The 13204-nt window shown below is 32.0% G+C and carries 13 protein-coding genes; 5 read left to right on the top strand and 8 right to left on the bottom strand.

Annotated elements, in window-relative coordinates; all coding sequences use genetic code 11:
* Positions 1–33: 33 nt before the first annotated feature.
* Positions 34–1065, top strand: a complete 1032-nt coding sequence (locus NZD85_RS12835) for a quinone-dependent dihydroorotate dehydrogenase (RefSeq protein WP_260542182.1) — start codon at positions 34–36, stop codon at positions 1063–1065.
* 91 nt (positions 1066–1156) lie between these two features.
* Here the strand turns inward: NZD85_RS12835 and NZD85_RS12830 are convergent, their stop codons facing one another.
* The 4 genes from NZD85_RS12830 to kdsA all read right to left on the bottom strand — a co-directional run bounded on the left by NZD85_RS12830 (position 1157) and on the right by kdsA (position 4582).
* Positions 1157–1735, bottom strand: coding sequence for an adenylate kinase (locus NZD85_RS12830; RefSeq protein WP_171623230.1), 579 nt, complete (start codon positions 1733–1735; stop codon positions 1157–1159).
* Between the two features lie 5 nt (positions 1736–1740).
* Positions 1741–2277 carry a hypoxanthine phosphoribosyltransferase gene (hpt, locus tag NZD85_RS12825; RefSeq protein WP_171623229.1) on the bottom strand — a complete coding sequence of 179 codons (537 nt, stop codon included), beginning with the start codon at positions 2275–2277 and terminating at the stop codon, positions 1741–1743.
* 60 nt (positions 2278–2337) lie between these two features.
* Positions 2338–3699 carry an oxygen-independent coproporphyrinogen III oxidase gene (gene hemN, locus NZD85_RS12820; protein WP_260542180.1) on the bottom strand — a complete coding sequence of 454 codons (1362 nt, stop codon included), beginning with the start codon at positions 3697–3699 and terminating at the stop codon, positions 2338–2340.
* A 73-nt stretch (positions 3700–3772) separates the two neighbouring features.
* Positions 3773–4582: a 3-deoxy-8-phosphooctulonate synthase gene (gene kdsA, locus NZD85_RS12815; RefSeq protein WP_171623227.1), complete on the bottom strand. Its 810-nt coding sequence runs from the start codon at positions 4580–4582 to the stop codon at positions 3773–3775.
* A gap of 76 nt (positions 4583–4658) precedes the next feature.
* Here kdsA and NZD85_RS12810 point away from each other — a divergent pair, with 76 nt between their 5' ends.
* Together NZD85_RS12810 and NZD85_RS12805 are read left to right on the top strand one after the other, a co-directional pair.
* Complete coding sequence (locus NZD85_RS12810; protein ID WP_171623226.1) at positions 4659–4892, top strand: uroporphyrinogen decarboxylase; 234 nt, start codon at positions 4659–4661, stop codon at positions 4890–4892.
* Positions 4893–4910: 18 nt separating this feature from the next.
* Entirely contained in the window at positions 4911–6029 is a 1119-nt protein-coding gene (locus NZD85_RS12805) for a glycosyltransferase (protein WP_171623225.1), read from the top strand.
* A 15-nt stretch (positions 6030–6044) separates the two neighbouring features.
* On the opposite strand, the gene NZD85_RS12800 is transcribed toward NZD85_RS12805, so the two are convergent.
* From NZD85_RS12800 to rpmH, 4 genes are all read right to left on the bottom strand, one after another.
* Positions 6045–6866 (bottom strand): 2OG-Fe(II) oxygenase, encoded by an 822-nt coding sequence (locus NZD85_RS12800; RefSeq protein WP_260542173.1) that lies wholly within the window; start codon positions 6864–6866, stop codon positions 6045–6047.
* 24 nt (positions 6867–6890) lie between these two features.
* Positions 6891–8006, bottom strand: a complete 1116-nt coding sequence (locus tag NZD85_RS12795) for a P-loop NTPase family protein (protein WP_260542171.1) — start codon at positions 8004–8006, stop codon at positions 6891–6893.
* 78 nt (positions 8007–8084) lie between these two features.
* Positions 8085–8777, bottom strand: a complete 693-nt coding sequence (locus NZD85_RS12790) for a cell division ATP-binding protein FtsE (protein WP_171623222.1) — start codon at positions 8775–8777, stop codon at positions 8085–8087.
* Positions 8778–8859: 82 nt separating this feature from the next.
* Positions 8860–9018: a 50S ribosomal protein L34 gene (gene rpmH, locus NZD85_RS12785; RefSeq protein ID WP_019974979.1), complete on the bottom strand. Its 159-nt coding sequence runs from the start codon at positions 9016–9018 to the stop codon at positions 8860–8862.
* 363 nt (positions 9019–9381) lie between these two features.
* On the opposite strand from rpmH, the gene gyrA reads away from it, so the two are divergent.
* Together gyrA and NZD85_RS12775 are read left to right on the top strand one after the other, a co-directional pair.
* A complete protein-coding gene (gyrA, locus tag NZD85_RS12780) occupies positions 9382–11955 on the top strand; it encodes a DNA gyrase subunit A (protein WP_260542166.1) in 2574 nt (857 codons plus the stop codon).
* Positions 11956–11958: 3 nt separating this feature from the next.
* Positions 11959–13155, top strand: coding sequence for a tetratricopeptide repeat protein (locus NZD85_RS12775; protein WP_188319129.1), 1197 nt, complete (start codon positions 11959–11961; stop codon positions 13153–13155).
* The last annotated feature ends 49 nt before the right edge of the window (positions 13156–13204 follow it).

Raw genomic sequence — 13204 nt, 5'->3', positions numbered from 1 at the left:
TGAATATTTATCGGATATGTTTAATTTTGCAGCATGTACAAACAAGTCAAGCAAATTCTATTTCAATTACAGCCTGAAGATGCGCATCATTTTGTTATGCGTAACCTAAAAAATTATGTTGCATTTCCTGGTGTTGGAAAACTATTAGATAAATTTTATCAATTCAATCATCCAAGTTTAGAACGTGAAGTTTTTGGAATCAAGTTCAAAAATCCAATTGGTTTAGCTGCAGGTTTTGATAAAAATGCTGAATACATCGAAGAATTGAACCACTTCGGATTTGGTTTTATCGAAATTGGGACCGTTACACCAAAACCTCAACCCGGAAACGAAGCTCCTCGAATGTTTCGTTTAGTTGAAGATGAAGCAATTATTAATCGAATGGGATTTAATAATAAAGGTGTTGACTATGCTGTTAAAAAAATAAAAGAATTACCTCATCGCGAGCGTTATATCATTGGTGGAAATATTGGTAAAAATAAAGTCACTCCAAACGAAGATGCGGTTGATGATTATGTGAAATGTTTCAATGCTTTGTTTGATTATGTTGATTACTTTGTCGTGAACGTAAGTTCGCCAAACACACCAGGATTACGGGATTTACAAGAAAAAGAACCCTTATTGTACATCTTAAAATATTTGCAACAATACAATCACCAACACGAAATACCAAAGCCTATTTTACTTAAAATCGCTCCCGATTTGACCAATTCTCAATTAGACGATATTATTGAAATCGTGTTAGAATCTAAAATTGCTGGAGTTATAGCTACTAATACAACCATTTCAAGAGAAGGATTAAATTCTGATCCAGAGATTGTAAAAGAAACAGGCGGCGTTTCAGGAAAACCACTTAAAAAGCGTTCGACAGAAGTCATTCGTTATCTTTCAGAAAAATCGAACAAAGCCTTTCCTATTATTGGTGTTGGCGGTATTCATACAGCCGAAGATGCAAAAGAAAAGTTGGAAGCTGGTGCAAGTTTATTACAGGTTTACACTGGTTTTATTTACGAAGGTCCTGCTATTGTAAAGAATATTTGCAAAGGATTGGTTGAAGGCAAATAACTCGTACAAAGTTTGACTAAATAAATTAAACTTGATAATAAAAAAAGGATTCTCAATCGAGAATCCTTTTTATTTCTATATAAAGTTGTTCTTACAAAACTTCTTTAATTGCTGCGTTTAACTTTTCAGTAATATCTTCAATAGAACCTACTCCATCAATCTCAACCCATTTTCCTTGTGCTTTGTAGTGTTCAGCTACAATTGCAGTTTTTTGGTAATACTCAGTAATACGATCACGAATTATTTTTTCGTCTACATCATCTGCACGTCCAGATGTTTTTCCGCGCTCTAATAAACGTTCTACTAAAATTTCGTCATCGACAACTAATGCCAATGTAATCGAAACTTCGTTGTTATATTTATCAGCAAGGATTTTATCTAAAGCCTCTGCTTGTGACGTAGTACGTGGATATCCATCAAAAATATATCCTTGTTCATTTGGATTATTGTCTAAATGATCAACCAACATATTTGTTGTCACCTCGTCTGGAACTAACTGCCCCTTGTCCATGTAAGATTTTACAAGTGCACCTAATTCTGTTTCATTTTTTAAGTTGAAACGGAACAAGTCTCCTGTAGAAATTTGAGGAGTTTGGTATTTTTCTTCTAAAAATTTAGCTTGTGTTCCTTTACCACTGCCAGGAGGTCCGAACAATACAATGTTTAGCATGTTGTTTAATGTTTTATTTGATAAATATCTGGTAAATTTCTTCCTAATCCGTCAAAATCTAATCCATAACCTACTACAAATTTGTCAGGAATAGAAATTCCTACTAAATCTACTTTCAACTCTTTTTTGTAAGCATCTGGTTTAAATAATAAAGTAGCTACTTTCAAAGACTTCACCTTTTTCTCTTTCAGGATACGGTGCAATTCTACTAACGTATTACCTGTATCTACAATATCTTCTAAAATAATTACATGACGTCCTTCAACACTCATCGGAATATCCATCTCAATTTGAACTTTTCCTGTTGATTCTGTTCCTTCGTAAGATTTTAACTTCAAGAAAGAAATCTCACATTCTCCTTGATATTGTTTTAAGAAATCGCTAAAGAACATGACAACTCCGTTTAAAACTCCGACAAAAATCGGCCTTTCGTCTTTGTATTCTTCATAAACTTCGTTTGCCATATTTTTGATGGCGTGTTCTATTTCTTCAAATGCGATGTACGGAATAAATTTTTTACCGTGAATTTCTATTTCTTTCATTGTTTGAGATATTCAAATATATACTTTTTTTGATAAAGTTTAAAACATTTATCTATTTTATTAGATTGTCATTGAGAAAATACGTGTTTCAGGCTCGTTATCTATCATTCTCTTATCGAATGTCATACATAAATTTCGAACAAATGGACGTCCTTGTTCTTTCACGATTAAACCATTTTCTACAAATTCAATCAAATTATCGTCTACCATGCCTTGTAACATCGTTTTAATTCGCTCTACATCATCAAATCTCATACTTTCATCAGCCCAAGAAGTTTCTAAATTACACATTAAATTTAGAATATGACGACGCATAATTAAATCTTCTTCTGATAAAATATGACCTTTGAAAACGGATAATTCTCCGTTATGGATTGATTTTTCGTACTCTTCTACTGTTTTTTCATTTTGTGCGAAACTATACCAAGAATCGCTAATAGAAGAAACTCCTAAGCCTACCATTAATTGTGTTTTCGAAGAAGAATATCCCATAAAATTACGGTGTAATGTATGCTCCTTCATCGATTGATACATCGAATCGTGTTCTAATGCAAAGTGATCCATTCCTATTTCGAAATAATTCATTTCTTCGAACATTTTTTTTCCTTCTTCGTACAAAGCACGTTTCAATTCTGGCGTAGGTAAATCTTCTTCATGAAAACCACGTTGTCCAACTCCTTTTATCCATGGTACATGTGCATAACTATAAAAAGAAATACGATCTGGATTAAGTTGTTTTGTCAAATTAATCGTCTCTAACATTCCTTCCATTGTTTGATGAGGAAGCCCAAAAATCAAATCGTGAGAAATCGATGAAAAACCAATTTCACGCGCTTCTTCTGTTGCTCTTTTCACATTTTCGAAAGGTTGAACACGATTAATCGCTTTCTGAACTTTAAGATCATAGTCTTGTACACCATACGAAATACGTCTAAAGCCTAAATCGTATAATACTTGTAAATGTTCTTTTGTTGTGTTATTCGGATGTCCTTCTAAACTAAATTCGTGTCCTTCGGCAGCATCCGCATATTCAAAAATACCATCAATTAATTTCTTCAAATTTTCTGAAGAGAAAAAAGTTGGTGTTCCTCCTCCTAAATGAATTTCCTTAATTTTTGGTCGAGATGAAAATAAATCTACATACAATTTCCATTCTTTCAAAACTGTATCAATATAAGGAATTTCTACCGAATGTTGTTTAGTAATACGTTTGTTACATGCACAAAATGTACACAAAGACTCACAATAAGGTAAGTGAATATAAATTGATATTCCTTCTTCTGCATTACTTTCATCAAAAGATCGTTGGAAAGTTTCCACCCATCCTTGTTTTGTAAATCCATTATTGTCCCAAAATGGAACTGTAGGATAACTTGTGTAACGAGGTCCTGGAATATTGTATTTTTGGATTAAATTATTCATATCTAAAAAATTAAAAATACTTAATCAAGTTGATTAAGTATTATTTAATATCATTGAATTCTTAAAAAAAAAATTAAAGAATTGCTTGACGAACTCTAACTAATTTCGTTAATAATCCTTCTAACAAATCTAATTGTAACATATTTGCTCCGTCGCTTTTTGCATTTTTAGGATCTTGATGCGTTTCGATAAAAATACCGTCAGCACCTACAGCAATTCCAGCTTTTGCAATCGTTTCGATTAACTCTGGTTTTCCTCCTGTAACACCCGAAGCTTGATTTGGTTGTTGTAATGAATGCGTGATATCTAAAATAACTGGCGCATAGTTTTGCATCACAGGAATTCCACGATAATCCACCACTAAATCACCATAACCTAACATTGTTCCTCGTTCGATTATAGCTACATTATTGTTACCTGAATCTGTCACTTTTTCAACAGGAAATTTCATTGCTTCTGGCGAAAGAAACTGTCCTTTTTTCAGCGTAACATGCTTCCCTGTTTTTGCAGCAGCAACAACTAAGTCCGTTTGACGAACCAAAAAAGCAGGAATTTGTAAAACATCTACATAAGCTGCAGCCATTTCTGCATGAAAAGGTTCATGAATATCCGTTGTTGTAGGAACATCAAATGTTTCGCCTACTTTTTGAATAATCTTCAATGCTTTTTCATCTCCAATTCCTGTAAAACTATCAATACGAGAACGGTTTGCTTTTCTGAAAGATCCTTTAAAAACATAAGGAATCTCTAATTTATCAGTAATGTTAATTACTTTTTCAGCAATTCTCAAAGCCATATCCTCATTCTCGATGGCACATGGACCAGCAAGTAAAAAGAAATTTGGCGAATCTTTGTGTTTTATCTTTGATAAAGTTTCTATCATTGTGCAAATTTACACAAAGTTATCGACTTATTTTTCATAATTTTGCCTATACTTTATCATTCTTATTTATCATTTTATGGATTTTTTATCTAATATTGGTATAGCTGATATTTTTGGCTATTTAGCTTCAGTCTTTATTGTACTAGCATTCTTTTTTTCAAAAATCACAACCATTCGTATTATCAATGCAATAGGGTGTATATGTTTTGTGATTTATGCTGCAATGATTGAGGCTTGGCCAGTTCTTATTCCGAATGCGTTATTATTTTTAGTACAGGCTTATTATATTGCTTTTAAACCTGGAAAATAACCTTTAAAAACCACAACATTGAAAATTCTTTCTGCAGTATTAAATAATATTGAAACGGATCAACGATTAGATAAAGTTTGTCATTCTTTATTGAAATTTGGATATGATGTAGAATTAATTGGCGCAACATTAAAAGGAAAGCCAAATTTGAATAAACCATACAAAACGCATTTGATTGAGATGAATAATCAATCAACGATGAAAATGTATGCCGAATTTAATTGGAAATTATTTTTTACTTTATTAAAAAAAACAGATAAAAAGACCATTTTATTAGCAAATGATTTGGACAGTTTATTCCCTTTTTACTTGGTCAGCAAAATCAAAAATAGACCTTTAGTTTTTGATAGTCATGAGATTTTCTCAGAGTTACCATCACTTCAGAATCGTCCAAAAACAAAAAAAATATGGAAAACTTTAGAACAATTCTTACTTCCAAAAATCAATCATTTTTACACCGTTAGTGATGGATATGCTAATTGGTTTCATAAAGAATATGGCGCTAATCCGGTTGTGATTAGAAATGTTCCCAATCGAACAAAACTGAATGATAAACAAGATTTTATTTTCTTTCGCTTACCCGAAAATCCAACGAATGACAAAATTTTAATGTATCAAGGAGCAATCAATATGAGTCGAGGAATCGATAAAATGATTGAAGCATTTAAGTATGTCGAAAATTGTCAATTTTGGATTGCTGGAGAAGGTCCAAAAAAAGCAGAATACGAGCAATTGGTAAAAAATTTAAACCTTACAAATCGCATTCATTTTTTAGGAAATATCCCCCCAAAAACTTTAAAAACCATAACACCTTTAGCTGATGTAGGAATGAGTTTGGAAGAAGATTTAGGTTTAAGCTATCGCTATGCTCTACCGAATAAACTATTTGACTTTATTCAAGCAAGAGTTCCTATTTTAGCGACAAATTTACCAGAGATAAAAAAAATGGTAGAAGAATACAACGTAGGTAAAGTGATTATAAACCATGAACCAAAACATTTGGCCGAAACATTACAAGAGATCTTAAACGAAGGAAAACGAAGTTACCAAGAAAATCTTGCAAAAGCTGCAAAAGAACTTTGTTGGGAAAACGAAGAAATAAAACTTAAAGCAATTTTTGAACAAATAAAAAAATAGGTTAATCTCCTTAACCTATTCTTTTTCTTTTTTATATACATGCGGATTTTCGACTACTCCTTTCTTAAAAACCTTTCTAACCCCCATTCTCAACGCATTATCAACTTGTAAAACTTGATCCAACACTTTTTGTTCAGGACGCCCTCTAAAAGATGTAACATGAAACGAATCTGTTTCTCTTAAAGGTTCTTTCGAAAAATAATAATTCGACACGCATTTTCTAAACCCTTCATATTTTATTGGTGAAACCGAATGCAACGATTCATTATGCGTCGCCATTACAGCTAATCGATTGAATTTACTAAAAATTGTAATCTGCTCATTCTTCAATCCATTTTGCCAAATTTCTAAATTTCCTCCATATTCTTCTCTCCAATCTGGTGTCACATAATACAATAAATTTAATACGCGCCATAATTCTCTTTTTGCATCATGAGAATTATCTAAATGTGGTTGTAAAAATTGTTTATTCCCCATCATCGACAATCCGCCAGCATACAAAGAAGAATCTGGAATAGGTTGCTTTATATCACATATTTCTGCAATCAAACTCACAATTCTTTCGTCTTGAAAAGCATAAATAATCTCTTCCAAAATAGGATGATATTGGTTCATTTGAACAGCGATATATTTATCTTCTTTCAAACTTTTTTTCAAAACCATTTCATCTTTAGAAGGAAAGTTTTCATTAATTTCCAATGCTAAATCTTTTGGCAATAAATCATCTATCCAAAAATATCCAATTTTATTTTTAGAAGTATGATATTGCTGTTTTATAGTGTCTTTTTGGTCTTTAATTTTTTGTAAAATTAAATCTGCAAAATTTTCTCTGCGCATATTCGTTGTTAATTGTATTTAAATTTAAGAAAAAATTTCGTTTAAAATATTTTTTGCATTCATTCTGTCATTTAAATAAGTTTCTAAAATAGATTTGTAAGTTTCTGAAGCAATAAATGGTTTATTTTTCAATAAATTAATTTGTTCAATAAGCTCCTTTTTATTCTTAACTTCAATACATAATTGACGAATATGATCGTCATCTATCACATTGTCATTAATAATAGAATATCGACTATTAAATAATGCATTTACAACTTTCAATTTCGTTCCAGACTGCTGAAAAGACCAACTAATATTCATTTGAGCATTTTTAAACAACGTTAACAGATGTTTAAAATCTTCTAAGTAAATAAATTTAATATTCTTTCTACCAACTATTTTATCTTCAACCCATGCTTGTTTAGAACTTGAAGCGATGATTAAAGGATAATCTATATCGTTAAAAACATCAATCAAAAATTCTACAGCTCTACGGTTATCTGCTGCTCTTAAATCCCCATGATACAAGGCATAATGACCACAACCTTTTAAATTAAAAAAGGTATTATTCCCATGAAAAACAGGTATAAATTTACCTTTAGAAAACGTTTGATATATATAATCTTGTTCATAATTAGACAACGTGAAAATTTGATCAAAATGACTCATAATCGGCTCATATTTAATGTACTTTTTAGCTTCTAAGTAATACATCACTCTCTTAAAAATATTTGTTTCACTTAAAGCTAAACCTTCAAAATAATTTTGCTCAATATTATGTAATCTTAAATATTTTTTTTGATTTGATAAATTAAATTTTCGAATAATATCTGTCGTTTTAAGGCTTTCAAAAAAAATTGGTGCGTCAATTTTGGTTATATTTTCAAATAATTTATTTCCATTTCTTGAACAAACTGAAAATGGAGATTTATTAAAAACCAAAAAAGGATTTTGCTTGATAGGATAATAGTAGACTTTTTCAGCATACTTTTCTAAACCACTCTCTTTATTTTCTTTAAATCCAAAAACATGTAAATACACTTTTACCCCTAATTGATGAAAAGCCTGTAATTTAAAAAACACGTCTATCACTCCTCCATAACTTGGAGGAAAAGGCGTGTCCATGCTTACAAAATGTAATGGTTTATCTCTAAACATTTTATTAGTTTAATATATAAAAAAAAGAGTCTACAACTAAGTAAACTCTTTCTTTAAAATTATATTGTATATAAATTTTTATTCTGTGATTGCTTCAGTAACCTCAAATAATTTTCCGTCTTCACAACGTACTTTACGAGCAGGATAACGACGAATAATTTCGTAATCATGTGTAGCCATTAAAACTGCACAATTATTTTGTTTTGACACAGATAACAACAAATCCATTATGTCATTTGAAGTTTCTGGATCTAAGTTTCCTGTCGGCTCATCAGCTAAAATCAATTCTGGATGATTCAACAAAGCACGAGCAATAGAAACACGCTGCTGCTCACCACCTGAAAGACGGAATGGCATCATTTTCTTTTTAGACAACATACCTACTGCATCTAAAACCTCATCGATACGTTTATCAATTGTCGCTTTATCTTTCCAACCTGTAGCCTTCAAAACAAAGATTAAATTTTGTTCAACTGTACGGTCTGTTAATAATTGGAAATCCTGAAAGACAATCCCTAAATGCCTTCTAAGGTCTGGAATTTTACTTGTTTTTAATGATTTCAAATCCATTCCAACCACAGCTCCTTGCCCTGATTGTAGTGGTAAATCACCATAAAGTACTTTTAACAAACTACTTTTTCCACTTCCCGTTTTCCCGATTAGATAAACAAATTCACCTTCGTTTAGTGTAAAATTAACGTCCGATAATACTAAATGATTTCTTTGATATATAGATGATTGACTTAACTCAATTACATTTTTAGCTTCCATACTTATTACAGTCTTTAAAACAAATGTAAAAAAAAAGCTTGAAAGAACGACCTTCAAGCTTATTTTTTATGAATTGTAGCGATTATCTTTTAGCTCTTACTTCACTAACAGTTAATGCTTTTCTTCCTTTCTTTCTACGAGCAGCTAATACTTTGCGCCCGTTTTTAGAAGCCATACGCTCACGGAATCCGTGTTTGTTTCTTTTTTTTCTGTTACTTGGTTGAAATGTTCTCTTACTCATCTTTACTAAGTTTCTAATCCATTACTCGAATGGGTTGCAAATATACAGTTAATATTATTAATTCAAAAATCAAAATGATAGAAAATTACAAAAAAGCTGAATTAATAGTAAACCGCGTTCCGTTCTACACTTTGTAATTTTCGAAGTGCAAATATAAAAACATTTTTTTGTTAAGCAAGAGAAAATTAAAACAATAACAATTAAAACTTATCAACATTTTGTTTCACTTAATCAAATCAACCAATTTTCGGAACGATGTAAAATGAATCCTTAAAAGTTTCATAAAACATCAAATATCTTGTTTTTATCAGTCTTTTTTTTGCTTAAAATTCGTATATTAGCCACCTTATATAACAAAACAATATGACTGAAGGAGAAAGACTAATCCCAATTAACATTGAGGATGAAATGAAATCCGCTTACATCGATTATTCGATGTCGGTAATCGTATCTCGTGCGCTTCCGGATGTGCGTGATGGTTTAAAACCTGTACACCGTAGAGTATTATTCGGAATGTATGAATTAGGTGTTTTTTCTAATCGTTCTTACAAAAAGTCGGCACGTATTGTAGGGGAAGTTTTAGGTAAATTTCACCCACATGGCGACCTTTCTGTTTACGACACTATGGTACGTATGGCACAACCTTGGTCTTTGCGTTACTTACTAGTTGACGGACAAGGTAACTACGGTTCTGTAGATGGAGATCCACCCGCTGCAATGCGTTATACTGAAGCAAGACTTCAAAAAATATCAGACGAATTATTAGCTGATTTAGATAAAGAAACAGTTGATTTTCAACTAAACTTCGACGATACAATCCAAGAACCTACGGTTTTACCAACACGTGTTCCTAACCTATTAGTGAATGGTGCATCTGGTATTGCAGTTGGTATGGCTACAAATATGGCTCCGCACAACTTAACAGAAGTTATTGACGGAACTATCGCTTATATTGATAATCGTGAAATTACAATTGACGAATTAACACAATATATCAAAGCACCAGACTTCCCAACTGGAGGTACTATTTATGGTTACGACGGAGTAAAACAAGCCTTCGAAACTGGACGTGGACGTGTTGTTTTACGTGCAAAAACTAATTTCGAAGAAGTACATGGGCGCGATTGTATTATCGTAACAGAAATTCCTTACCAAGTTAACAAAGCAGACATGATTGCAAAAACTGCTGAGTTGGTAAAAGACGGTAAATTAGATGGTATTTCTGAGATTCGTGACGAATCTGACCGTAAAGGTATGCGTATCGTTTATGTCTTAAAAATGGACGCAGTTCCTAACGTAGTTTTAAATAAATTATTTAAATTCACTCAATTACAATCATCTTTCAGTGTAAACAATATTGCCTTGGTAAATGGAAGACCAGAGCAATTGAACTTGAAAGATATGATTTATCATTTCGTAGAACACCGTCACGAAGTTGTTATTCGTCGTACTGAATACGAATTAAGAAAAGCACAAGAAAGAGCACACATCTTAGAAGGTTACATGAAAGTAATCGGAACACAAGATGATTTGGACCGTGCAATTAAAATTATTCGCGAATCTGCAACACCAGAGGATGCTCGTACAGGATTAATGGAAGCTTTTGAGTTATCAGAAATTCAGGCACGTGCCATCTTAGATTTACGTTTACGTACATTAACTGGTCTTGAGATTGATAAGATTCGTGAAGAGTACGAAGAAATCATGAAAATGATTAATCACTTAAAAGATATTTTAGCAAACAAAGATTTACGAATGCAAATTATCAAAGACGAATTATTAGAAGTTCGTAAAAAATATGGTGATGAACGTCGTACAGAGATCGATTATGCAGGTGGTGATTTAAATATAGAAGATTTAATTCCTGATGAACAAGTTGTTTTAACAATTTCTCACATGGGTTATATCAAACGTACACCACTTTCAGAATACCGCAAACAATCTCGCGGAGGAGTTGGTAACAGAGCTGCTACAACTCGTGACGAAGATTTCTTAGAATATATGGTTTCAGCATCTAATCACCAATACATGTTATTCTTTACAGAAAAAGGTAAATGTTTTTGGATGCGTGTATATGAAATTCCAGAAGGTTCTAAAACATCTAAAGGTAGAGCTATACAAAACTTAATCAACATCGAACCAGATGACAAAGTAAAAGCTTATATCTTAACACACGATTTAATGAACGAAGAATACGTAAATAATAATTACGTAATTATGGTAACTAAAAATGGTATCATCAAGAAAACATCTTTAGAAGCTTATTCTCGTCCACGTGCAAATGGTATTAACGCAATTACAGTTCGTGAAGGTGATACATTATTAGAAGCATTATTAACAAATGGTAAATCCCAAATTATGATCGCTTCTAAATATGGTAAAGCAATTCGTTTCGAAGATGAAAAAGTTCGTCCAATGGGTCGTACTGCTTCAGGTGTTCGTGGAATTAACTTAGGTGATCAACCTGATAATGAAGTTGTCGGAATGATTGTTGTAACTGATATAGAAAAAGAGACTGTATTAGTCGTTTCTGAACAAGGTTATGGAAAACGCTCATCTATAGAAGATTACCGCGAAACAAATCGTGGTGGAAAAGGTGTCACAACTTTAAATATCACTGACAAAACAGGTAAATTAATCGCAATTGAAGCGGTTACAGATGAAGATGATTTAATGATTATCAATAAATCTGGAGTTGCAATTAGAACAGGTTTAGATGAAATTCGTGTAATGGGTCGCGCAACGCAAGGTGTTCGATTGATTAACCTGAAAAAGAACGATGAAATTGCAGCTATTGCAAAAGTGCAAGTTGAAGAAGAATTGGAAAACGAAGTGGAACATGATGAAGAAGGAAATCCAATTATTGTAGAAAATACAAACGAAAACAACGAAACTCAAGCAAATGAAACACCTGCTGAGGATCCAAATAATGAATAATCAATGAAAAAATTATTATTTAGTTTAAGTTTAGTTTTAGCAATGTCAACATCATTTGCTCAAACAAACTCAGAAGAATTAACAACAGAACCTACAGTTTTAGCTGAAAAATACAATAAATTAGCAAAAGAAAACTTAGCAAAAGGTGACGTTACAAAAGCAAGTCAAGATTTAGCAAAATTATCTAAATACGAAAACGGCAAAGTTTGGCAAGTCAAAAATAAAGACACTAAAAAAGATGAGTTTTACTATTCTCAAGCTGATTTAGATAAAGCAACTGCAGCTGGTAATTATGCAAAAGCAAAAGAAGTTGCATTACAACCAAAATATGGTTTCTTATTGCAATCAGAAGTTTCTACTTTAGCGAACAAAGAATTAGACGCTGCTAACAAAGCAATGGATGCTAAACAATACACAGAAGCAGGAACAAAATTCTTGAACGTTTATAATTTAGTTGAAGCTTTAGGTACAAAAGAAGATATATATAAATACCAAGCTGCAATCTGTTTTTACAATGCAAATGATTATGACAAATCATTAACAATTTTGAAAGAATTAGCTGCAAAAGGATTCACAGGTAAATCGGCTAATCAAACAAAAGATTACAACCGTGATATGTATATTTTAGCTCTTAATGGTTTATACAATGCAAAAAAACACGATGCAATTGTAGAAGAAGCTATTGATAAATACCCTACTGATGCTGACATCAACACCATTGCGACTGCAATCTACCAAGTATCTGGAAATTCTGACAAAATGTTAAAACGTATCGAAGAAGCGATTAAAATTAATCCAAATGATGCGCAAAACTATTACAACTTAGGCGTTTTATATTTAGATGATAAATCTAAAACAGAAGAGGCTAAAAAAATGTTCCAAAAATCGATTGAGTTAAACCCAAAACATTTCGAATCTTATAACAATTTAGTGTTAGCTATTTTACAAGCAGACAAAGAAATTGTTGAAGCGATGAACAACAATTTAGGAACATCAAAAAAAGAGAAGGAAATTTACAATGCAAACGAAACAAAACGTAAAGCTTTGTTTACAGAAGCAGTTCCTTATCTTGAAAAAATGTACGAAATTCAACCAGAAAATCGTTTGGTTATTCGTAACTTAATTCAAGCATACAAAACATTAGGAAACGATCAGAAAGAAACTTTCTATCGTGAAGCTGAGAAAAAAACTTTAAAATAATTCTCACAATTATATAACAATAAAAAAGGACTTCAAATACACTGCCCCC

The organism is Empedobacter stercoris (genome assembly GCF_025244765.1).
In the GTDB taxonomy this organism is placed as follows: domain Bacteria; phylum Bacteroidota; class Bacteroidia; order Flavobacteriales; family Weeksellaceae; genus Empedobacter; species Empedobacter stercoris.
This window is presented reverse-complemented; position numbering and strand designations above follow the sequence as displayed.

Excerpts from the sequence above, each read along its gene's own strand:
- gyrA (WP_260542166.1), top strand. The coding sequence starts at position 9,382 with ATGACTGAAGGAGAAAGACTAATCCCAATTAACATTGAGGATGAAATG.
- NZD85_RS12775 (WP_188319129.1), top strand. The coding sequence starts at position 11,959 with ATGAAAAAATTATTATTTAGTTTAAGTTTAGTTTTAGCAATGTCAACA.
- NZD85_RS12790 (WP_171623222.1), bottom strand. The coding sequence starts at position 8,777 with ATGGAAGCTAAAAATGTAATTGAGTTAAGTCAATCATCTATATATCAA.
- NZD85_RS12830 (WP_171623230.1), bottom strand. The coding sequence starts at position 1,735 with ATGCTAAACATTGTATTGTTCGGACCTCCTGGCAGTGGTAAAGGAACA.
- hemN (WP_260542180.1), bottom strand. The coding sequence starts at position 3,699 with ATGAATAATTTAATCCAAAAATACAATATTCCAGGACCTCGTTACACA.
- NZD85_RS12835 (WP_260542182.1), top strand. The coding sequence starts at position 34 with ATGTACAAACAAGTCAAGCAAATTCTATTTCAATTACAGCCTGAAGAT.
- NZD85_RS12800 (WP_260542173.1), bottom strand. The coding sequence starts at position 6,866 with ATGCGCAGAGAAAATTTTGCAGATTTAATTTTACAAAAAATTAAAGAC.
- NZD85_RS12795 (WP_260542171.1), bottom strand. The coding sequence starts at position 8,006 with ATGTTTAGAGATAAACCATTACATTTTGTAAGCATGGACACGCCTTTT.
- rpmH (WP_019974979.1), bottom strand. The coding sequence starts at position 9,018 with ATGAGTAAGAGAACATTTCAACCAAGTAACAGAAAAAAAAGAAACAAA.
- hpt (WP_171623229.1), bottom strand. The coding sequence starts at position 2,277 with ATGAAAGAAATAGAAATTCACGGTAAAAAATTTATTCCGTACATCGCA.
- kdsA (WP_171623227.1), bottom strand. The coding sequence starts at position 4,582 with ATGATAGAAACTTTATCAAAGATAAAACACAAAGATTCGCCAAATTTC.
- NZD85_RS12810 (WP_171623226.1), top strand. The coding sequence starts at position 4,659 with ATGGATTTTTTATCTAATATTGGTATAGCTGATATTTTTGGCTATTTA.